Source organism: Imperialibacter roseus (assembly GCF_032999765.1).
GTDB lineage: Bacteria > Bacteroidota > Bacteroidia > Cytophagales > Cyclobacteriaceae > Imperialibacter > Imperialibacter roseus.
The window spans coordinates 3,405,805-3,426,168 of sequence record NZ_CP136051.1; the positions used below are offsets into that span (position 1 = coordinate 3,405,805).

General features: G+C 47.7%; 21 protein-coding genes. 13 read left to right on the forward strand and 8 right to left on the reverse strand.

All coding sequences use genetic code 11. From position 1 onward, the window contains the following. Position 1 precedes the first annotated feature (1 nt). From RT717_RS14070 to RT717_RS14085, 4 genes are all read right to left on the reverse strand, one after another. Complete coding sequence (locus tag RT717_RS14070) at positions 2-1,465, reverse strand: glycoside hydrolase family 130 protein (RefSeq protein ID WP_317487019.1); 1,464 nt, start codon at positions 1,463-1,465, stop codon at positions 2-4. A gap of 507 nt (positions 1,466-1,972) precedes the next feature. Then, positions 1,973-2,536, reverse strand: coding sequence for a fibrobacter succinogenes major paralogous domain-containing protein (locus tag RT717_RS14075; protein ID WP_317487020.1), 564 nt, complete (start codon positions 2,534-2,536; stop codon positions 1,973-1,975). A gap of 73 nt (positions 2,537-2,609) precedes the next feature. Then, positions 2,610-3,305, reverse strand: coding sequence for a hypothetical protein (locus RT717_RS14080; protein ID WP_317487021.1), 696 nt, complete (start codon positions 3,303-3,305; stop codon positions 2,610-2,612). Positions 3,306-3,451: 146 nt separating this feature from the next. Further along, the gene (locus RT717_RS14085) at positions 3,452-4,006 is read right to left on the reverse strand and encodes a collagen-like protein (RefSeq protein ID WP_151997441.1); all 555 of its coding nucleotides are present in this window, start codon (positions 4,004-4,006) and stop codon (positions 3,452-3,454) included. A 99-nt stretch (positions 4,007-4,105) separates the two neighbouring features. On the opposite strand from RT717_RS14085, the gene RT717_RS14090 reads away from it, so the two are divergent. Genes RT717_RS14090 through RT717_RS14100 form a run of 3 tightly spaced genes read left to right on the forward strand, consistent with a single transcriptional unit; the run spans position 4,106 to position 5,637 of the window. Beyond that, positions 4,106-4,993: an SMP-30/gluconolactonase/LRE family protein gene (locus tag RT717_RS14090; protein ID WP_317487022.1), complete on the forward strand. Its 888-nt coding sequence runs from the start codon at positions 4,106-4,108 to the stop codon at positions 4,991-4,993. A gap of 4 nt (positions 4,994-4,997) precedes the next feature. Further along, on the forward strand, positions 4,998-5,402 hold the full coding sequence (locus RT717_RS14095; RefSeq protein WP_317487023.1) for a VOC family protein: 405 nt from the start codon (positions 4,998-5,000) through the stop codon (positions 5,400-5,402). Continuing rightward, positions 5,377-5,637, forward strand: a complete 261-nt coding sequence (locus RT717_RS14100; protein WP_317487024.1) for a hypothetical protein — start codon at positions 5,377-5,379, stop codon at positions 5,635-5,637. Before RT717_RS14095 ends, RT717_RS14100 begins: the two co-directional genes overlap by 26 nt. A gap of 142 nt (positions 5,638-5,779) precedes the next feature. Here the strand turns inward: RT717_RS14100 and RT717_RS14105 are convergent, their stop codons facing one another. Beyond that, on the reverse strand, positions 5,780-8,185 hold the full coding sequence (locus tag RT717_RS14105) for an ABC transporter permease (protein WP_317487025.1): 2,406 nt from the start codon (positions 8,183-8,185) through the stop codon (positions 5,780-5,782). A gap of 317 nt (positions 8,186-8,502) precedes the next feature. Here RT717_RS14105 and RT717_RS14110 point away from each other — a divergent pair, with 317 nt between their 5' ends. The 5 genes from RT717_RS14110 (at position 8,503) to RT717_RS14130 (ending at position 12,421) form a co-directional block, all read left to right on the forward strand. Continuing rightward, a complete protein-coding gene (locus tag RT717_RS14110; RefSeq protein WP_317487026.1) occupies positions 8,503-9,081 on the forward strand; it encodes a DinB family protein in 579 nt (192 codons plus the stop codon). 66 nt (positions 9,082-9,147) lie between these two features. Beyond that, entirely contained in the window at positions 9,148-9,579 is a 432-nt protein-coding gene (locus RT717_RS14115) for a hypothetical protein (protein ID WP_317487027.1), read from the forward strand. An 87-nt stretch (positions 9,580-9,666) separates the two neighbouring features. Then, positions 9,667-9,837 (forward strand): PLDc N-terminal domain-containing protein, encoded by a 171-nt coding sequence (locus RT717_RS14120; RefSeq protein WP_317487028.1) that lies wholly within the window; start codon positions 9,667-9,669, stop codon positions 9,835-9,837. A gap of 148 nt (positions 9,838-9,985) precedes the next feature. Next, a complete protein-coding gene (locus RT717_RS14125; RefSeq protein ID WP_317487029.1) occupies positions 9,986-11,746 on the forward strand; it encodes a TrkH family potassium uptake protein in 1,761 nt (586 codons plus the stop codon). 6 nt (positions 11,747-11,752) lie between these two features. After that, positions 11,753-12,421: a potassium channel family protein gene (locus RT717_RS14130; protein ID WP_317487030.1), complete on the forward strand. Its 669-nt coding sequence runs from the start codon at positions 11,753-11,755 to the stop codon at positions 12,419-12,421. A 44-nt stretch (positions 12,422-12,465) separates the two neighbouring features. On the opposite strand, the gene RT717_RS14135 is transcribed toward RT717_RS14130, so the two are convergent. The 3 genes from RT717_RS14135 to RT717_RS14145 form a co-directional block, all read right to left on the reverse strand. Further along, a complete protein-coding gene (locus RT717_RS14135) occupies positions 12,466-13,104 on the reverse strand; it encodes an NAD(P)-dependent oxidoreductase (RefSeq protein WP_317487031.1) in 639 nt (212 codons plus the stop codon). Positions 13,105-13,249: 145 nt separating this feature from the next. Beyond that, a complete protein-coding gene (locus tag RT717_RS14140; RefSeq protein WP_317487032.1) occupies positions 13,250-13,876 on the reverse strand; it encodes a hypothetical protein in 627 nt (208 codons plus the stop codon). A gap of 290 nt (positions 13,877-14,166) precedes the next feature. Beyond that, positions 14,167-15,015: a sugar phosphate isomerase/epimerase family protein gene (locus RT717_RS14145; protein ID WP_317487033.1), complete on the reverse strand. Its 849-nt coding sequence runs from the start codon at positions 15,013-15,015 to the stop codon at positions 14,167-14,169. 126 nt (positions 15,016-15,141) lie between these two features. Here RT717_RS14145 and RT717_RS14150 point away from each other — a divergent pair, with 126 nt between their 5' ends. The 5 genes from RT717_RS14150 to RT717_RS14170 all read left to right on the forward strand — a co-directional run bounded on the left by RT717_RS14150 (position 15,142) and on the right by RT717_RS14170 (position 20,359). Further along, complete coding sequence (locus tag RT717_RS14150) at positions 15,142-16,992, forward strand: metallophosphoesterase (RefSeq protein ID WP_317487034.1); 1,851 nt, start codon at positions 15,142-15,144, stop codon at positions 16,990-16,992. A gap of 168 nt (positions 16,993-17,160) precedes the next feature. Further along, positions 17,161-17,385 (forward strand): DUF433 domain-containing protein, encoded by a 225-nt coding sequence (locus tag RT717_RS14155; protein ID WP_151997452.1) that lies wholly within the window; start codon positions 17,161-17,163, stop codon positions 17,383-17,385. Further along, positions 17,382-17,738, forward strand: coding sequence for a DUF5615 family PIN-like protein (locus tag RT717_RS14160; protein ID WP_317487035.1), 357 nt, complete (start codon positions 17,382-17,384; stop codon positions 17,736-17,738). Before RT717_RS14155 ends, RT717_RS14160 begins: the two co-directional genes overlap by 4 nt. A 128-nt stretch (positions 17,739-17,866) precedes the next feature. Next, complete coding sequence (locus RT717_RS14165) at positions 17,867-18,724, forward strand: SIR2 family protein (protein ID WP_317487036.1); 858 nt, start codon at positions 17,867-17,869, stop codon at positions 18,722-18,724. A gap of 129 nt (positions 18,725-18,853) precedes the next feature. Then, positions 18,854-20,359: an N-acyl-D-amino-acid deacylase family protein gene (locus RT717_RS14170; protein ID WP_317487037.1), complete on the forward strand. Its 1,506-nt coding sequence runs from the start codon at positions 18,854-18,856 to the stop codon at positions 20,357-20,359. Positions 20,360-20,364: the final 5 nt, after the last annotated feature.

The window sequence follows — 20,364 nt, forward strand, 5'->3', positions numbered from 1 at the left end:
CCTATCTCTTCTTCAGCGCATAAAAAAGCTCTTCCATACCCACCACGCCATATGTTGACGCATAGTCAGACACCGCATAGGGCAGAATCAAGCTGGCGTTGTGGATCATAGCGCCACAAGAGTAGACCACATTGGGCACGTAGCCCTCCCTTTCCTGTTCAAGAGGAGAAAGTAACGGTTCCTCCAGCCTGCCAATCTCTTTTGAAGGATCATCCAGATCAAACAAAGAGGCTCCAATGCAATACCGCCGCATAGGGCCAACGCCGTGCGAAATTACCAGCCAGCCCTCTTCGGTCCATATGGGAGAACCACAATTACCTATTTGGGTGAACTCCCAGGGAAAACGAGGCTCCTGAATAATGACAGGATTGTTCCAGACAGTGTTTCTGTCGGAGTACATCAAGTAGTTGTTTACGCCATCCACTCTTGCCAGCATGGCGTATTTGCCTTTTATTTTCTTAGGAAACAGGGCAAGGTTCTTGTTCAGAGCGCCATTGCCGTGCAAGGGCATTACCCTAAATCTATAAAAGTCATCGGTTGAGAGGAGCTTTGGAAGAATAGTATGCCCATTGAACGCAGTGTAGGTAGCATAAACTTTTTCGCTCATGTCGTCGTCTGTAAACCGAACAAACCGGGCATCCTCTATGCCATTGCTTTCCGACTCCGACACCGGAAATAAGACTCTTTCCGAAATATCAGAATCACGTTTGAACTCCACATCATAAAACGAATCTGCCAGCCACGTCATCTCTTCAAGAGCCATCCTTCTATCGGCGCTAATGGTGCCATCACTGAGCACCTTGTCGACTGCTCGTTTCAATGAATAGTATTCAAATTTATCAGCCAAAGCCTCCATAAGGTTGGTAGAATATTTCTCGAGGATACTCATTTCCTGTAGTTTCTTGACAAAACGGCTCTTGTCGTACAGCTTCTTATGGGTGATCTCCGGTGTGTCCATATGGCTACCAGTGGTCATTACCTTCATGTCATTGTTCGCATCAAGGATCGCTCGCCTGAAAACAATAGATGAAATATGCCCCTCTCCCGTAGCCCTGAAAGACAAAATCACCCGTTGCTCACCATTCTCAAGAGAAAACTGGTCGAGGTCGCTGATCAGGGAGGGGTTGAAAAAAGCAGCGGATTCGATGGAGTACTCCGACGTGCAATAAGAACCGATGAGCATCTTACGTTCCTCAGAAAGCTGCACATAGTCGATTTCCATAGCCTCAATTACTTTTCGGATATTGTCGCAATGCTTGAAAAAAATCCTCGAGATATTACGGTGCCGGCTCGCAAATTCACGCAAGGTTTGCTCCAGGGCAATGCCCACCTGCTTTTCGTCCAGGGTCATTACCCTGCCGACTAGTTTTTGGGTACGTCCGTCACCGTTAACAAAAAACCTTGCCACGACTTTGCTTGAGTCGGGCATGAATTTTACATTTTTCCTTACAACAGAAACTCGCATGATGATAAACGTTTGGTAAAACTCAAAATTGATGAACACCGAAGGTGCAGAGGGGGAGCGAGCTGGAATGGTACCCGATTCTCGTGCAGATGAATCTACCGGAAGGTACCACTAAAAGCGGGATAAATAGAGGCTCGGTTACATTTCATTTGGCATCAAAATATCCCTTTCAAAAACTCGCCAGTTTTGCCAACCAATCAAAATCATTCTTCGGATTGCCATGCGTGAGGGATAGCAGCGGAAAGCCCGGAACCGCCAGTGGGCGGTGAGGACTTGGAGCGGATAGCCCGACCCCCGCCAAAACAGGTCGGTTACTTTCAAGCGGAACATGGCTGGCGGGGGGCACGCCCAAAAAAAGAAAGAGTAAATAGCAATACAGACAATTGTTAGCCAGAAAGGTGTACCCTGGAAAAATTAAAGAGGTTACTTTCTGCGGAAGCGCAGAGAGTAACCTCTTTAATGCAAGTCGCCGGTTATTTGGCTTCGAAAGGCTATAAAAAAGACCAACTACGCCTTCAGGCAACGAACAGAAAGGCCATCTTTCTTTTCGTAGTAGCTTCTGTTCACGTGGGCGTTGTCGTATTCCATGATGTAGCTCCAGGCGAGCTTTTTGCTTTCTTCGGCGGGTGTCCACCAGTAGCCTATGCTGCCCCTGTCCATAAAGGAGCAGTCGTCGTCGCACAGGCCGCCGGGTTTGGCGTTGAACCCCGCCTCATTGGTGGCACCGTCGTTGGGTGCCTTCCACAGCTCAGTTGACTTGAGAATGGCGCCGGCCGTTAAATGTCCCCCCACGGTTTGCAGGAGCAGTTTCCAGTCGTTGTCGCCGGCGATTCGGAAGCCCTCCGGGGCTAGTCCCCTGGGGTCGACCAGGGCATACCAGTTGTAGAGCTTGCCATACAGCTTGCCCATTTCAGGGTCATTGTTGTAGTAACACCAGGCCCCGGTGGTGAGGCGATCCCACTCGTCGGTGTCGGTTACCTCGGGGATGGGGTCACCGTTGCGATATGTGTCTACGTCCAGGTTGTCGGCCATCCATATCTGGTTACCGATTTTCACCAATTTGAATTCCATGGTTCGGGCAATTAGTATGTCGATAAAAAATTTGTTAGGCTATAATAGCTGTATGCCAAACAAAAAACAATAGCTATTTGATGGTATCAAGCACCAAAGCGTCAGTATCCATACTACCGTCGGCTAAAAAAAGATCAATTTCTTTCAGACATCTGGGGTATTTCTCTAGTAGCAACTGCTCCGACAATTGCATATACGTGCCCAACGTTCGCTGAAAGCTGTGGAAATCATTCTTCCTGCCATTTCCAATATTTCTCAGGTCACTGATTAACAGGTTGTCTATGCCGGCTACCTTTTCCTGAAGATCACAAGATTCGTTAATTACGTACAAGAGATTAAAATCGATTGATGACAATATGGAAGAATTGAGGCTCGTTTTCCACGCCACTTCAGGCAAGCCAAGCAATTCGATTTCTATATCAAGCCTACCTTTCGCTAGCAGTAAGTCCGGGAATTGCGCCTGAAGGGAATCAAATTGACTACTGGAGCCTAAGAATGTCATATTATCATCCACCAATGGAAGGTAAGCATTCAAAAAGTCGAGTTGACGTGCGTTAACTTGAACTAGCGTATCCATGGCAGACTGATTTCTTGCTACTTCACTTCGAATATTTTTCAAAGCCACCTCTGCTATTTGCTGCTCCCGCCTGTTACCCGCCCAGTTGTTAAGCCAAAAGGCTATCAGCACACCCAAAACCACTCCTGCAAATCCAAGGACGTGGTTCAACCATTCAATTTTGCCAGATGTGCTCTTTTTCTTTTTTGCCATAAAACGAAAGTCTCGCTTTAAATTTATCAACCCTGTGGGAGGAAAACAACCCGGGGGCACATTGCTATTGGCTGACGGAAAAAAACGAAAAACCCGGCCAGCGGCCGGGTCTTTTTAATACCGGAATTCATTATCCATACACCTGCTTATTCCGGCCGTTCGGATATAACGTAGCCAGTGGGTATTTCCTTGTCTGGCAGGTTAAATGTTTCTTTTACAGCATTATAGTCGCTATAGTCCATCCGGCCGGTAAACTGGCCAGGCACCACCACTACCCTGGCCAGCCAGTTGTCGAGAAACGGCGAGCCGAGATTGTCGAGGTTGAAATCAGAATCGAGGAATACCCTGGCGTCGAACTTGGTGAAGTCGAAGTTGTACTGCAGAAAGCCGAAGTCGGTGATCATAGACTGTGGCAACAGGCGCCATACCTCAGTGCCGTCATCGAGTGTATCCCAAAGCAGGTAAACCAATACCACATCTGAATCCAATGCCGTGAATCCATCGGGGTACTCGAGAAGAACACCATAATCGGGCGATTCAAAGTCGAACACGAATTCAAACACATACGCTTCCTCGCCATCTTTTCCGTCGACACCATCATAACCATCGAACCCCTGTGGGCCGGGAGGGCCCTCCGGACCTACGCATGACTGACCGATAAGGAGCATAGCAACAAAGGCGGAGTAAATGAGCTTTTTCATATCTTTAGATTTTTTGGTTCATACTGACAATAAGCCAAAGATTGTTCCAAAAAATATTTTTAAACGACTTTCCTTTTACCTTTGAGGCAAAACCAGATCATGAAAAAGACCCTAATCTACTTAAACAGCCTATTTTTCATCCTTTTTTCCTGCAGCGAAAAAAAATCGGAAGAACTCTTTAAGAGCACCGACTTCACTGCCGAAAACCTTTTCACCAACAACATTGAGGGGCCGGCCTTTGATGCCGAAGGCAACTTGTATGTTGTCAACTTTGGAGAAGACGGTACCATTGGCAAGGTGGATAGCGAAGGCAATGCATCGCTCTTTTTGACCCTGCCCGAGGGCAGCACGGCCAACAGCATCAAATTTGGCGAAGACGGCACCATGTACCTAGCCGACTACACGGGCCACAATGTGCTGGCGGTTGACATGGCCACCAAAGCGGTCTCAACCTTTGCCCACAACGACGACTTCAATCAGCCCAACGACCTCTGCATCGACAGCCGAGGCAGACTCTACGCCTCCGACCCCAACTGGGGAGACAAAACCGGGCAGATTTGGAGAGTTGATACCGATGGCAGCACCGTTTTACTCGACAGCGCCATGGGCACCACCAATGGCATTGAGCTGAGCCCCGATGAAAAGACGCTGTATGTAAATGAAAGTGTGCAGTTGAAAATATGGGCGTTTGATGTGGATGCCAATGGAGATATTTCCAATAAAAGAGAATTTGCCTCCTTCGACGATTTTGGGTTTGATGGCATGAAATGCGACAAGGAGGGCAATCTGTACGTGGCCAGGTATGGCAAAGGAGTCATCGCTGTATTGAGTCCCGCCGGCGAATTGATAAGGGAAGTAGCACTTACAGGCAAAAAGTGCAGCAACCTGGTTTTTGGTGGCGCCGATGGCAAAACCGTTTTCGTGACCCTACAGGACAGAAAAGGAATGGAGAAGTTCCAGAACGACATTCCAGGCAAGGGTTACTAAACAAATGACACAGCTGCTGAAACACATTGCCCTGGTGGTGGCCGACTACGACGAGGCCATCGAGTTTTATACAAAAAAGCTTCGCTTCACCCTAGTGGAAGACACCCGCCTGAGCGAAACCAAAAGGTGGGTGCTGGTGGCACCGCCAGGCGGAGCCGATGGTTGTCTGCTGTTGCTGGCCAAGGCCGCCAGCGAGGAACAGCAAACCAGGGTTGGTAACCAAACTGGCGGCCGGGTGTTCTTATTCCTGCACACGGATAGCTTCCAAAAAGACTATCAAAACCTGCTTGACCAGGGCATCAAAATCGTTCGTGAGCCTTCGCAAGAGGCATACGGCACAGTGGCAGTTTTTGCTGATTTGTATGGTAATTTGTGGGATTTGATTGAGACAGGCTCCTCCGGTGGCTGACGGCTCCACCGCACCAGGCCTGCTGGCCGTACCGACGCCTGGCCAATCTGGGGGCACTTTCCTGCAGGATGTGGCTTCACCAGCATCCTTTGGGTATTACGCCCTTTCAGGGCTTGGAGGTAGGCAAGCCCTGAAGGAGTCTAATATCGATGGGTTGGGTGGAGCCCGACGCAAAACAAAAGGCAGGATAGGGCTACACCCAATCCTGTTTTTATCTCGCCCTTTCAGGGCTTAGAGAGGTGCGAGCCGTGTAGGGGCCCGGACGGAATGGTATATTCATGCGTTGGATGACGCCATGTGCACTAATCCGGCGGCTGACGGCTCCACCACACCGGGCCTGCTGGCCGTACCGACGCCTGCTCTTCCGGTCCCCTGCCTCATTCATACCTCAGCGATTTCACCGGATTCATTCTCGCCGTGTTGATGCTGTGCCAGGCAACGGTGAGGAAGGCCACAACCACTACCGCAACGCCAGTGACAGCGAAATATACCCAGCTCATGCTGATGTGATAGGCAAAGTTTTCCAGCCAGCCGTTCATGAAGTACCAGGCGAAAGGCCAGGCGATCAGGTTCGCAATCAGCACCAGCTTGAGGAAGTCCCACGATAGGAGCCTTACCAGTCCGATTACATTCGCTCCGAGCGTTTTTCTAATGCCAATTTCTTTGGTTCTTTTTTCAATCATGTAGTTGGTCAATCCGAACAGCCCCAACACACCAATTACCACCGAGAGCAGGGTAAACAGCACCAACACGCTGGCCTGCCGCTGCTCGCTGTCATAAAGCCGCTGTAGCTCAGTATCAAGCAGGCTGTACTCAAAGGGTGCGTCGGCAAAGATGTTCATCCAAACGTCACGCACATGGTCCACTCCGGCCGGGTCGTTAATATTATTGACTTTCACGTACACATACCTGTCCTGCCACGGGCTGACGAAAAAGAAAAGTGGGTCAATTTGGCTCCTTAGTGAGTTGAAATGAAAGTCTTTCATCACCCCTACTATCTTTCCGCTTGTTTCGTCTCCATAGTGGAGTGTTTGCCCAACGGCCTCCTCAGCTCTCCAGCCAAGCATGCGCACCAACGCCTCGTTCACCACAACATGGTTATTGAGCGGTTCTTCAGTACTGTCATTCAGTTGCATGGAGGTGGCATTGAAGCCCTCCCCTGCCAGCAGCTCGATACCGAGCGTGTTTACCATTTGATCGTCGGTGGTAAACCCAAGTGTTCGAATGCCTTTGTTGGGATCCATGCCGTCTTTGTACGACGACCAGGTGGCCAGAATATTGCCCATCATGGCCGAGCCTCTGCTCACATCGCCAATAGCACTATTTTGCTTTAGCTCGCTGCTGAAGGCCTCAAACTTGTTGAACATCTTTCTGTCGGCAAAGGGCACAACAATTACCTGTTCTGAATTGTAGCCCAGGTCTTTGCTGTTGGTGAAATTGAGTTGCTGGTAGATGACCAAAGTGCCCAAAATCAGAAAAATAGAAATACTGAATTGGAAAATGACCAGCGCTTTGCGAAACATGTCGCCTGCCTTACCTGGGTTGAAAGTGCCCTTGAGCACCTTCACTGGAATAAACTGCGACAAATACAGCGCCGGGTAGCTGCCAGCGATCAGGGTAATGGCAAACACAACGGCTGCCAGCAGCGCTATCCAGCCGGGGTTATCAAAATAGCTGATCGATATTTTCTGTCCAATGAGCTCGTTGAAAGCAGGAAGGGTGAACTCAGTGATGCCTACGGCTAAAAGCACGGCCAGGAAAGTGATAATAAGGGTTTCTCCGTAAAACTGCAGGATAATGTGCGTTCTCACCGCACCCATTACCTTTCTGATGCCTACCTCACGGGCTCTTTTTTCGGAGCGGGCCGTCGTCAGGTTGATATAGTTCACGCAGGCCACCAGCAAAATGAAAACGCCAATCAGGGCAAAAGCCAGCGTGTTGGACATGTTTCCTCTCTGACCAATGTCTGCCTGCAAACTACTATCCATGTATATGTCAGTTACCGGCTGCATTTCAAACGACACCGACATGCCCGAACCCTCCAGTTGCTCTCCAAGTTCTCTTTCAACGATAGCATTTATTTTCGTCCCTACTTCGCCGGCATCTACTCCCTCCGCCAGTTTCAAATAGGTAATGTAGTTCATGGGAAACCACTGCTCTCCATCCTCCATGCTATGAAAGGCGCAGATGAAGTTGAACTGCAGGTGACTATTGGCAGGCGGATCTGCCACTACTCCGGTTACCTTCTTGTCAGTATTGTTGTTGATTTTCAGCGTCTTGCCCATTGGGCTGCCGCCAGGAAAATACTTCCTGGCCATGGAGGATGTGATCACTACCGAACTCGGGTCCTTTAAAACTGTCTCTACATCTCCTTCGATCAGGTCGAAAGAAAACACCTTGAAAAATGAGGAGTCGGCATAAGAAAACGTCTTTTCCATAAATACCCTTTCCCCTTCTTTTACAATAGTTGGCTTAAAAATGCCCACATCAGCATAACGGCAGAATAGCTCCACACCAGGCACCTCTCTTTTGGCGATGGGCCCGAGAATGCTTCCTGAAACAGCAATCCTGCCTTTCTCTTCACCCATCACAGCTGAAGTAACCACTCTAAAAATCTGGTCTTTGTCTTTAAAAAACTGGTCGTAGCCCAGCTCGTGGGAAACAAACAGAAAAATGAGCAGGCAGCTGGCCACGCCAGAGGCAAGACCAAAGATGTTGAGTAGTGAATAAAACTTATTTTTCCAGAAACTTCGGAAGGCGATGGTAAGGTAGCTTTTGAACATATCGATGAGTTTAGTTGCCCTGTGGCACATGTGTTGGCAAATAGCTTACCAAATTAAATCTACTCAAATATAGCTTAAAAGGCGCTTTTCAGGGAGCTGACAACACCCTACCGTCCGTCAGCGGACACCAACGACCGCAGGGTGTACAATTCAATGTCGTTTAGTTAAGGGCATTCTACCCTTCACTTCCCTAAAGGGCCCAACAATGACCATTCTCTCGCCCTTTAGGGTTGGGGTAAAAATGGAATTGAGACACCAAACCTCTTAACTAAACGACATTGGGACACAATGTGACAATTAAGCCGTAAATTGTCGTCATGAGTCAGAGCTTCCACAATGTCAATGTTCAATCGCATCGTGATAAGATGGAGGAGTTGATTACCGAGGTCAACAATGTATTCGGAGACCTGTCGGCGCAACAGCTAGGCTGGAAGCCTGCAAAAGGGCAGTGGAGCATCAGAGAATGCCTGGATCATATCATGACGACCAACAAACAATACTATCCGCAGTTTGACAAAATTGCCGAAGGCAGGTATGAGCCCACTTTTTGGCAGAAAATGCCTGCTTTTTGGCACAACTTCTGGGGTCGGCAGTTGGTGGAATACCTGGGGCCGGAGGTCAAGCGTAAGTCGAAGTCGCCGACGGTATTCAAACCAACCGCCGGCAGGCTCAGCCAACACATCGTGAAGGACTTTACCGACAGCCTCAAGCTGCTCACGAGAAAAATGATAGCGATGGATCATGTAAACCACACATCCGTCATTATTACGTCGCCGGTGTCAAGGCTGGTAACTTACTCGCTGTACGACACCCTGCAAATTGTGGTGGGGCATGCCGAAAGGCATGTAAACCAGGCAAAACGTGTGAAGCAAAATCCGCATTTCCCGATGGGCTGATGTCTTCCGCCATGCAAATCTTTCGCTCATTTGGTCAAAATTTCTAGTTTTCAAAAAATATAGGCCATGACAGACCTTATCAAAAAACTCAACTATAAAGCTCAGCAGGCCATTGGCATATTTGAGTCTCCGGAGGAGTTTGCTCCTCATGTCACGGACTTTGAGAAGCTGGGAACTATTTATACAAACATCAACGCCGCCAATAACTTTGACTTTGTGTTGGTGTTTGTAAAAACAGAGCAGGCTATTGCCGCACTCAGTCAGGAGTTGGTGCCAAAGCTAACTGACGACGCCCCGTTTTGGTTTGTCTACCCTAAGAAGACTTCCAAGAAGTATAAAGCGGAAATCCACCGTGACCACGGCTGGGGGCCGCTTGGAAAACTGGGCTTCGAAAGTGTGCGTATGGTAGCGGTGGACGACGACTGGTCGGCGCTCAGGTTCAGAAAAACGGACAAAATCAAGGTACTGAAAAGAGACCCCTCGTGGCGGCTGACCTGACGCCCTCAGTTAATTTTGATTGGCGTTAAAAGCAGCATTGGTATCGAGAATATCTCTATATTGTGGAGATAACCAACCAAAATTCAAATGAACAATCTACTTTATATCGTGGCCGTCGCCTGCGCCATTTGGGTGATTTACGACGTATGGGCCAACCGCAAGTCGATGAGCTCGGGCACTAAACTAATATGGACAATTTGTGCGCTGCTATTTAATATTCTTACCGCCATCATATATGCAGTGGCTGGCAGAAGATAAGCTAAAAGGGACAATGCCACGTTAGTGCACTGTCTCATCTTTTTCTCTCGCCCAAGGTAATTTTAATCAATATCTGCTGCTGTTTTTACAGAACGATGGTTAGCTTTCTGCCAAAATATCACCTGCCGGTCGCAGACGTACGAAAAATTTGAAAAGGAAAGCACTCAATATCATCAACTGGTCTTCGCTGGGAATAAGCAGTGTCGGCCTGCTTCTGCTGATTGCTGATGTGGGGTTCCCCTATACTCCCTCTTTCGAGCGCTCCCTTCACCTTTGGCTTCCAATTATTGCGGGCACATTGTTTGCGTTAATTACCGCAGGAAGTACGATAGCATGGCTTCTTGATCCCATAAGAGTTCGTTCGAGGTTGTTTGAAGCGATTTTCAGTATCTACCTGCTGGTATACCTACTGGTGTCGGTGCAGCCCGACTGGTTCCAAGCGCTCAGTTTCTTCAATCACAAATACACAGGCTACTGGGGCTGTTTTTTCATATTTGTGATAGAGTTTTCGAGGAGAACATCCTCTCTTTATAAGCTGTCGAAGAATCCAGCCAATCTTTTCATTTTTAGTTTTGCACTCATCGTGCTGGTTGGCAGCGGCTTACTTATGCTACCTACTGCAACCTACGAAGGTATTGGGTTTGTTGACGCACTTTTTACATCGACAAGCGCAGTGTGTGTTACCGGCCTCATTGTGGTTGATACTGGTTCCTATTTCACCACGTTTGGACAAGTCATTATTCTAGGGCTTATTCAAATAGGCGGCATTGGCATTCTTACCTTCACGAGCTTTTTTGGTTTGTTTTTCAAAGGAGGATTTAGCATCCAGAATCAGCTATTTCTCAAAGATGTGACCAATACTAACCGGCTGGCCGAAGTAAGTGGCATCGTAAAAACAATCATCGCCTTCACCCTTTTTGTTGAGCTTATCGGCGGCATTGCGATATTCATGCAGCTCAACAAGGCTGTGCTGCCCAGCTTCGTTGACAGGGTTCTTTTCGCTGGGTTTCATTCAATATCTGCCTTTTGCAACGCTGGCTTCTCGACACTCGGAAACAGCCTCTACGACTTGAACTACCGCTTCAATTACTCTCTCCATTTGGTCATTGCTTTTCTTTTCATCTTTGGTGGACTTGGTTTTCCTATCGTATTCAATTTCATCAACTACATGAGGGAATCGGCTCGTACAATAGTGGCCAGGCTCGTGAAACGGCGGGTTGTATATAGATTGCCCATCAGGATCAACCTGCACACACGGATTGTGCTTATTACAACTGCACTTCTCATCATTCCCGGCACGTTGCTTTTTTACTTCTTTGAGTATGACAACACGCTGGCCGAGCACAACGAATTCGGTAAATGGGTAACAGCCTTCTTTGGAGCTGTCACGCCACGTACTGCCGGCTTTAATACTGTCGACAATGCAGCGTTGAAGCTTCACACCATCATGATCATGCTATTGCTGATGTGGATCGGGGCATCACCAGGTTCGACTGGTGGGGGTATCAAAACAACCACCATCTTTCTGGCCACACTTAACTTCCTGAGCCTTGCCAGAAGCAAAGACAGGGTGGAGTTTGGGAAAAGAGAAATATCCAACAAGTCGGTCAGAAGGGCTTTTGCCATTATCTCACTTTCGTTGATATTTATTGGCCTGGCCACATTTATGATCACCATGCTCGACCCAAATCTACCCTTTATACAGGTCGCCTTCGAATGTTTTTCGGCATACAGTACCGTTGGATTGAGTATGGGGATTACCTCGAGTTTGAGTACTGGCAGCAGGATAGTTATCATCCTAATTATGTTCATTGGTCGTGTGGGTGCGCTAACTTTGCTTGTGGGCATGCTGAGACGGGTACATACTTTACGGTATCGCTATCCAAACGAAGAATTGTTTATAAATTAACTAGGTATGAAGTATATCGTTTTTGGTCTTGGAAACTTTGGTAGCAGCCTCTCCACCACGCTGACTGCCATGGGTCATGAAGTGATTGGCGTAGATAAACGGATGGAAAAAGTGGAGTTGCATAAAGATGACATCACGCACACTATTTGTCTCGACTCCACAGACATACAGGCGGTCAGCTCTCTGCCTATTGGTGATGCTGACACAGTGATTGTCGCTATTGGAGAAGACGAGGGGGCATCCATTATGACGACTGCCCTTTTGAAGCAGCTCCACGCCAGGCGAATCATTGGACGTGCGGTAAGCGAGTTACAAACCACGGTAATGCAAGCCATGGGCATCCATGAGATCAGCCGCCCTGAGCAAACTTCAGCAGTCAGGCTCGCAAAAAGACTGAATTTCAAAGGTGTCGTCGACTCATTTGAGTTATCTAACAAACACAATATCATCGAATTGAAGTGTCCGCCTAAATATGAAGGAAAAACCTTGAAGGAGGTGGAATTCAGAAAGAAATACAACATTACTGTGCTCACTACTATCAAAGAAGTAAAAGGCAAGGATGAGGGGAAAATCTCTGGTGTGGCAACAGCGGACACATTGCTCGAACAAGGTGATACGCTGGTCATTTTCGGTTCGCTGAACGACCTGAGAGACATGCTGGATGACAGTGAGTAAAAATGCAAAAAGCTGCGGATCATTTAAGGCCCGCAGCTTTTCAATCAAAAACTAGCAATAAAAGGTGCTTTACCAACAAAAGCATCATCGGTCAACTGATCGGCCACAAAATAAGCCAGGTCAGCAGCACTAATTCCGTCGCCCGGACAATCCTCCAGACTTGCTTTCACTCCCCTCCTTTCGTCGGTCAGCTGAATCATGGGAAGTCGCACAAGCGTCCAATCAATATCGCTTTTTGTAAGGAATTCATATTCCGCCTGCTTATCCATTGTGGTTTTTGGATAATTGGCCCTCATCCACTCAGTGGCCATTACCACCTTTTCGTTCTTCTTGTCGAAAGGCGTGTCTACGTTGAGACCGGTAAGGACAATGTATCGCCGAACACCTTGTTCAGCCATTGCAGCTACAATATTCTTTGTGGCCTGACTGAAAATTGACTCCTCACCTCTTGGCTGACCCACTGCACTGATGATGGCCTGGCATCCATCGAGTAAAGATCGGATAGCTTCCGCATCTCTTGCATCACCTTTTAGCAGCTCGATTCCTGGGTCTTTAAGTTGGAAGTCTTCAGGAAACCTAAGAAGAAGTTTGAGGCGGTATCCACGGCTGAGCAGCTCTTTTACTATGTACCTGCCAGCCTTCCCTGTGCCACCAATGACGGCTATTTTTGATGTGTTATTCATGTTACTCTTGATAAAATAAGACAATAGTTGATTACCTGGTTTTGCCTGAAAGGCAAACCGATTGAGCAGAAGTGTTTTCTGCTAAGGCGAAGTCAATATTTTATCAGGAGATTTTAATGGGTTGAAGGTAAGGGAATTTCTGTAATTATCCTGGCCTATAAATAATTCCAAGGCTAACCTGATATGTCTCAGGAAAAAAAGCATTACGCAACGAGCTTTGTTGTTGCTGCCTGATTGGAATGGCTGGATTTTCCAGGTTTGACCTGTAATAGCCCGCATTGAGGACGTTGATTGGGACTGCGAAATCAAGGAATATCCTTTCGTTAACGGCATAGAGCAAGCCAGGCTTGACAGCCAGAGTGATCGTAGATTCATAGGCCCTAAATGGATATTCAGTTGAGTACCTGGGGCTATGGCCACTGAAATTATTGTTCAGGATTGCCTTCGCTCCAATTTTGAATTTCAAAGCACTGCTGGTATTGCCCTTGATAAATCCATACTCAAAAAAGGGCGAAACGACAGTCTCATAATCTCTGACAGTAGGCCCTGACGAAGATCTGGAGTTAGAGAACTTTAACGCATCAAAACCGGCTTCGAAGTACCTGCTTTCTCCAAGAAAGACAAATAATGACGGAATATCGGCTGCTAACTGGGAACTAGTGCTTTCGCTTGATTTCTGATACGAGTAGGTTGCTCCAGCTTTTAGAGCAATTTGAGCAGAGGCCAGATGGGAAGCTAACATCCAGAAGAGAATAAGAATTGATGGTTTCATAGTATTTTTATTGTGAACAACGAACCATCCACCGCTTTTCATATTGAAATAAAAATAAATTTCATCAAAAAAGTATTCATTAGACGTACTGAAACTCTAAATGACTTTGAAATACTTAGTTCAAGTTCTTAAACACTGGGTTCTTTATCTAAGCAGCCTGGCATGAATTCCAAGCTGCTCGTAAAACCGTGCCGATGGCACTTGTTAGCCACTGAGAGGCCCCTTTTATGATTGGACTAAGTTAGAGGCCTTCAAATCCTCGATTCTTCAAAAAGCCAAATACTCTCCTCCTACTTCCATACCTCCTTGACCTTCCTTTCCAGATATTTCAACGTGGCAGGTGCTTCCTTTGGAAAATCATCCCAGCGGGCTTCGATGACAATTTTTCCTTGATAATCAATTTCCTTCAGTTCTTCCAAATACGGAACTACTTCATCGCCAAGTGTGCCCGGGGGATCTCTGTCTGCCTTTTCAGCGATATCGCAATGGAAAGTAATGCCTTTTCCCAGCGCTATCATCGATGGTGGATCACCGTCCATGAGCATATGGTAGATGTCCACGCAAGCCATCAGATTGGGCTCATCTACCCGCTTGACTATCTCTACTACCTCGTCGAACCCATTGAGAAAGTTGGCTTCGGTCTTATTGAGGTTTTCTACCGTGAGCAGGATATCGTACTTCTGCGCCTGCACGGCTACCTTCTTTGCAATGGCTGCAAACTGGTCCACAGCCTTTTCATAATCCCAACCGTCGGGCAATCTCCGGGAACCACCGCTGCCCCACACCACCAGGTCAACGCCTATCTGCTGGCACCGATGGAATACAATGTCGGTATACGCCAGTATCGCCTCCTCATTCACATCAGGGCCAATCACCTTTAGGTTGCCTGGCAAAAAGTAGTTCACAGCAAACATGTTGGTTTTTAGCTTTTTGATCGTCGCTGCATTCTGATCGAACTGCTCATCTGACACCTTTTGCGGATTGATGATTTTGTCCACCTTTTCTACAAAAAATTTATAACCGGAAGCACGCATGAGGGCGTCGTCTTCCATGTCCCATGCTACGGTCACGGCCGGTCGTTGTGGGTAAACAAAAAATGACGTACCAAGGAGCAAGAGTGTAAACAGGGTAATTTTCATAAGGGATCGTTAAGCAGGTTATTTCATTGCTTCCTTTGCAAGGAAACATTAACTTAAACTTAACTATTAATTTCAAATACCTCCCGTTTGAGAGGTGTAACTTCACCCTAACCAAATCTATCTATCATGAATTATCTTTCAGCCGTTGCAATCGGCCTCCTGGTGCTCGGTGCGGCCTGCACAGCTCCCGTAGAAAAAGCAAGTATTAGAATCGAGCCCATTGAAGGGCCAACCCCTTACACCAGTCTTGATCTGAACAATGATCCCTCTTCTTTCCAGTTCGCTATCGTAACTGATCGAACCGGCGGCCATCGGGGCAACGTTTTCGAGGTTGGCTTAAGTAAACTGAACCTGCTACAGCCTGAGTTTGTGATGAGCGTGGGTGACTTTATTGAAGGTTACACTGAAGACGAGGCACGACTGGACGCCGAGTGGACAGAGTTCAATGGTTTTATCGATTCCCTTACCATGCCCTTCTTTTACGTGCCGGGCAATCACGACATCACCAACAAGGTGATGTACGACAAATACAAATCAATTTTCGGGAAGGACTATTACCATTTTGTATACAAAGACGTGCTTTTCCTGTGCCTCAACTCCGAAGACAACTATCGTGGGTCGGGCAAAGGTACCATTGGTGATGAACAGTACGAGTGGATTGAGAAGACATTGGCCGCCAACGCAGATGTAAAATGGACGCTGGTGTTTATGCACCAGCCTCTGTGGAACCAGCAGGCCGAAACCCTTCGCTGGCCCGACGTGGAAAAGCTACTTGAGCCGAGAAAGCATACCGTTTATGTGGGCCACCATCACAGCTATGTGAAATACGAAAGAAACAATGGCAAATACTTCATCCTTGCTACTACGGGAGGCGGCAGCCGACTCAGAGGGCCTCGTTTTGGCGAGTTTGACCATGTGGTGTGGATCACCATGACAGACAACGGGCCCATCATGGCTAACCTGGAGCTATCAGGCGTTTGGGACGAGAACGTGGTGACTGAGCAGTCGAGCAACTACTTCAGGCCTCTTTTCAATGGGCAACCTGTGCGTGTATCGCCAATGTTTACCGACGGCAGCACGTTTTCGAATGGCGCCACCGAAATCCGCCTCACCAACGACAGCGATGCGCCTATGGATGTCAGCTTTGAGCTGGCAGCCAACAAGTACCTCACATCCAGCATTATCCGGCAGAGCCTCACTATTGCTCCAAATTCAGTAGAAATTCTTCCCCTCAAACTGAGTGGGAAAGCTGCATCGGTGGCTGCACTTGAGCCGGTAGCGTTGAGAGGCACGGTCACATTCCACGGCGAAGGCATGGCGGACATCACAATGGATGTAACGCAAAACGCCCGTCCGGCGAAGAAAGAGTACCTGGCAAAGTCGGCCACAAAAACTGTCGATGGCAACCTTGACGATTGGGCAAGCCTCCCCTTCTCAGAAACCGAGATGTACACTGAAGCCAATCCCTTCTCTCACAAAGGTGGCAAAGCCGATGGTTCTGTTCGCTTCGGCATCAGTTGTGACGACGAGTTCCTTTACATTGGCGCAGACATAACAGACGATGAACTGCTGGCCGTAGCTTCTTCCAGGCCGTACAATCAGGACGCCTTTCAGGTAATTGTCGACGGCCGCAGTGAAAACATAAGCTCGTTTGGTACGAGTCTTTCCGGTGTGCTCTATATAGGTATGAGTCCCTATGTGGATGGAACAAACAACACCACGCCCTTTACCAGCGGCAATAAGCCAGAAGGTTTGAAAGGCATTACAGTCAAAACTGACAAAGGCTATGCAACGGAGCTGGCCATTCCGCTTAGCTACCTCAGTGAGCAGCAGGGTGGCGACTGGAAAACAGCTCGCATCAATGTGGGTGTGAACGATTTCGACAACGACTACAGCCACCGCACCAACCTGTGGTGGCAACCCGACTGGCGTGGAGCAGGTAGCTATCCTGGTTCTGGTACCTTCTTTAGAAAATAAACACGGTTAATAATTGGAATGAGGAAATAGCCTGCGGAAACGTGGGCTTTTTTTGTTCAGAAACCATCACCATATTGAAAACCCAGACATATCGTAGGAATAAATGATTTACACCGCCTTTTCGGATGGTTTCCGCAAAAGAGCTATTTTTGTTAAAACCCTGTCCAAATGGTAGACTATAAAAAGATCATCCAAAGGAACCCAAACAAAAGATTCGGCAAGCCTTGTGTGCGAAATACAAGGATTACCGTATATGACGTGCTTGGCTGGCTAGCTGCCGGAATGGGTTTCAACGAAATTCTCGAAGACTTTCCCGAGTTGACACTGGAAGACATTCAGGCCTGTCTTGCCTATGCAGCAGACAGAGAGCATAAACTTCAGCACAGTGCATGAAGCTATTGTTCGACCAGAATATCTCTTTCAGATTGGTGAAAAAGCTTGTTGACTATTTCCCGGCCTGTCGCCATGTAAGCGACTGTGGCTTAACCGACATGGAAGATTCAGATATTTGGGCTTACTCAAAAGAACATGGCTTCACCATTGTCACTTTTGACGCCGATTTTTATGATATTAGTGTGATTAACAGCCACCCACCAAAAGTGATTTGGATTAGAACAGGCAATCTCTCGACTAATCAAATAGCCCAGCTTTTAATCAACAACTACTCGACGATAGATAATTTTCTGCTGCAAGAAGCCTATAGAGAAATGGCCTGCCTTGAGTTGGAAGCCTACAACAACCATTGAAGTCGCATTGTTCTCTTGGCCTCGCCTGATTGAGGTACCTGGGCACACCGATAGAAATAGAATACTGAAACAGCCTGCGATAAAGTGGGCTTTTTTTTGTTATTTTTTGAGAACAGACTAAACCTTGCATGAACGCCATCGCTTCAATCAGAAACAAATACAGAGACGCAGCCTTTCTAATAGGAAACGGCCCCAACTTACGAAGTGGCATTATGCCATCCTGGAAGGACCTGCTGGAAGCCGCCTCCCCAAAACCCATTCCTTTCGACCTGACAGGACTGACTAATACAGAGGTGTATGACCTGATTGAGTTGTACGCAAATGACTCTGTAAAAGTGAAAAATAGGGTGAAAGCTGAATTGCAATTGACAAACAGCGATGACCTGAGTGTCCATAGAAAAATCATGGAATTTGCCAGGTCAACAAACACACCAGTGCTGACAACAAACTTTGATACAGCCTTTGAAAAATCAGTAGGTGCCAGGCCATTTCACACTGATTCCAACGGGTTCACCCGTTTTTACCCCTGGAAAACCTACTATGGCTTTGAGAAACTTGAAAACCCAGCACAAAGCTTTGGCATATGGAAGATTCATGGCGATGTGAACTACCGGGACAGCATCAGGCTCGGGCTTGGCGACTACATGGGAAGTGTTCAGCGGGCAAGAAGCCTCATCACCAAAGGACGACGCAGGCTTTACAAAGAGACGCTTCTGCCAAAATCGTGGCAAGGCGAGCAGACCTGGCTCCACATCTGGTTCCACAGCCCACTCATCATTTTTGGCTTTGGCTATGAACCCGACGAGGTGTTTCTAAGGTGGCTGCTAATTGAAAGAAAAAGGTATTCCATCAAGCTCAAGTGCACCATGGACGTTTGGTATGTCACGAAGGGTTCGCCCAGCCCTCCTGTGAAGAACTTAATGGAGAATCTGGATGTGACAATTCATTTGGTGGAAGACTATTCGGATATCTACGACGGCCTTTAGTCAAAAAATAATAGACTTTACTACACCTGCTTTTAGTCGCCTCTGAGAAATAATCTGCTCAACATTTAAGGAGCCTTAAAGACATCGGTTTTCATTTTGCTATCTTCGATTGTTTCATCTGAAAAATATATGCAATACTCCAGGCTCTTTGTCGGTAAGTCATTCTTTCTATTAGTAGTCACTGCACTCACGCTATTGCTAAGCCAATGCGGTTCACCTCAACCCAGCACCCTCCTTATCCGAAATGCTACCATCGTCGACGGCACCGGCAGCAAAGGGTATATTGGATCGGTTCGCATTGAAGGCAAGCTCATTGCCGCCGTCGGTGATTTGGAGCCCTTGCAAACAGACTCGGTCATTGATGGCACCGGACTGGTGCTCAGTCCAGGTTTTATCGACACGCACAGTCACCACAGCGGCAACTCTCCAAGAAGCGTTGACGCCGCCATCAGCCAGGGAATCACAACGATTATCGTGGGGCAAGACGGGAGCTCATTCACTTCGTTGGAAGCTTATTTCGATTCACTGCGGTTAAGTCCTATCTCTCCCAACGTAGGTTCTTATGTAGGTCACAATACGGTGAGACGGGCTGTGCTTGGAAACGACTTTCAGCGAAAAGCCACCAGGGAGGAAATCGACCGAATGAAGCTATTGGTAACAAAAGAGATGGAAGCGGGTGCGCTGGGGCTATCAACCGGCCTGGAATATGACCCTGGCATATATTCAAGCGCCGAAGAAGTTTTGGAACTTGCCAAAGTAGCTTCACAATATGGCGGCCGGTACATCAGCCACATGAGAAGTGAGGATGTGTTTTTGAAAAGCAGCATTCAGGAAATTTTGACGGTTGGAAGGGAGGCCAACATGCCGGTCCAAATCTCTCACTTTAAGATAGGTCTGAGAAGTTTCTGGGGCCAGGCGCCGGCATTTCTGGCGCTCCTCGACAGTGCCAGGGCTGTCGGCATAGACGTGACTGCCGACGTTTATCCATACGAGTACTGGCAATCGACCATCACAGTGCTGTTTCCCGATCGGGATTTTGAAAACAGAGCCACGGCGGAATTTGCCTTAACCGAGCTCACGTCGCCGGAAGGTATGATCATTGGCCGGTTTGAACCCAACAAAGCTTACGAAGGACTTACGCTTGATAGCATAGCACGCCTTCGCAACGAAGACCCGGTCACCACTTACCTGGCTCTGGTGCAGATGTCACTGGAAACTGGCGCAAGCATTATTGCAAAGGCCATGGATATCGAAGACATCAAAGCAATCACCCAGTGGCCCTATGCCAATATTTGTTCTGACGGCGGGACAACAGGCCACCCCAGGGGCTGGGGCGCTTTCCCACGATACTTCAATTTGGAAACGAGGGAACCTATAGAAATGAAAATTCACAAAATGACTGCGCAAGCGGCTGAAAACCTAGATTTAGACAGTATTGGTGTTATCAGGGAAGGTTTCTATGCTGACCTTACACTCTTCGACCCAAATACATTTATCGATCACGCCACCTACGGCAAAAGCTCGCAGCGGGCGACTGGGTTGAAAATGGTGCTTGTATCTGGCGCTGCGGTATACGATGGGCAGGAACCTACTAACATATTTTCAGGCCGATTGATCCGGGGCAGGCATCAATAGCAGCT

Bases quoted from the DNA above. Each gene is read 5' to 3' on its own strand.
- RT717_RS14070 (WP_317487019.1), bottom strand. From the start codon at position 1,465: ATGCGAGTTTCTGTTGTAAGGAAAAATGTAAAATTCATGCCCGACTCA.
- RT717_RS14075 (WP_317487020.1), bottom strand. From the start codon at position 2,536: ATGGAATTCAAATTGGTGAAAATCGGTAACCAGATATGGATGGCCGAC.
- RT717_RS14080 (WP_317487021.1), bottom strand. From the start codon at position 3,305: ATGGCAAAAAAGAAAAAGAGCACATCTGGCAAAATTGAATGGTTGAAC.
- RT717_RS14085 (WP_151997441.1), bottom strand. From the start codon at position 4,006: ATGAAAAAGCTCATTTACTCCGCCTTTGTTGCTATGCTCCTTATCGGT.
- RT717_RS14090 (WP_317487022.1), top strand. From the start codon at position 4,106: ATGAAAAAGACCCTAATCTACTTAAACAGCCTATTTTTCATCCTTTTT.
- RT717_RS14095 (WP_317487023.1), top strand. From the start codon at position 4,998: ATGACACAGCTGCTGAAACACATTGCCCTGGTGGTGGCCGACTACGAC.
- RT717_RS14105 (WP_317487025.1), bottom strand. From the start codon at position 8,185: ATGTTCAAAAGCTACCTTACCATCGCCTTCCGAAGTTTCTGGAAAAAT.
- RT717_RS14110 (WP_317487026.1), top strand. From the start codon at position 8,503: ATGAGTCAGAGCTTCCACAATGTCAATGTTCAATCGCATCGTGATAAG.
- RT717_RS14115 (WP_317487027.1), top strand. From the start codon at position 9,148: ATGACAGACCTTATCAAAAAACTCAACTATAAAGCTCAGCAGGCCATT.
- RT717_RS14120 (WP_317487028.1), top strand. From the start codon at position 9,667: ATGAACAATCTACTTTATATCGTGGCCGTCGCCTGCGCCATTTGGGTG.
- RT717_RS14130 (WP_317487030.1), top strand. From the start codon at position 11,753: ATGAAGTATATCGTTTTTGGTCTTGGAAACTTTGGTAGCAGCCTCTCC.
- RT717_RS14135 (WP_317487031.1), bottom strand. From the start codon at position 13,104: ATGAATAACACATCAAAAATAGCCGTCATTGGTGGCACAGGGAAGGCT.
- RT717_RS14140 (WP_317487032.1), bottom strand. From the start codon at position 13,876: ATGAAACCATCAATTCTTATTCTCTTCTGGATGTTAGCTTCCCATCTG.
- RT717_RS14145 (WP_317487033.1), bottom strand. From the start codon at position 15,015: ATGAAAATTACCCTGTTTACACTCTTGCTCCTTGGTACGTCATTTTTT.
- RT717_RS14150 (WP_317487034.1), top strand. From the start codon at position 15,142: ATGAATTATCTTTCAGCCGTTGCAATCGGCCTCCTGGTGCTCGGTGCG.
- RT717_RS14155 (WP_151997452.1), top strand. From the start codon at position 17,161: ATGGTAGACTATAAAAAGATCATCCAAAGGAACCCAAACAAAAGATTC.
- RT717_RS14160 (WP_317487035.1), top strand. From the start codon at position 17,382: ATGAAGCTATTGTTCGACCAGAATATCTCTTTCAGATTGGTGAAAAAG.
- RT717_RS14165 (WP_317487036.1), top strand. From the start codon at position 17,867: ATGAACGCCATCGCTTCAATCAGAAACAAATACAGAGACGCAGCCTTT.
- RT717_RS14170 (WP_317487037.1), top strand. From the start codon at position 18,854: ATGCAATACTCCAGGCTCTTTGTCGGTAAGTCATTCTTTCTATTAGTA.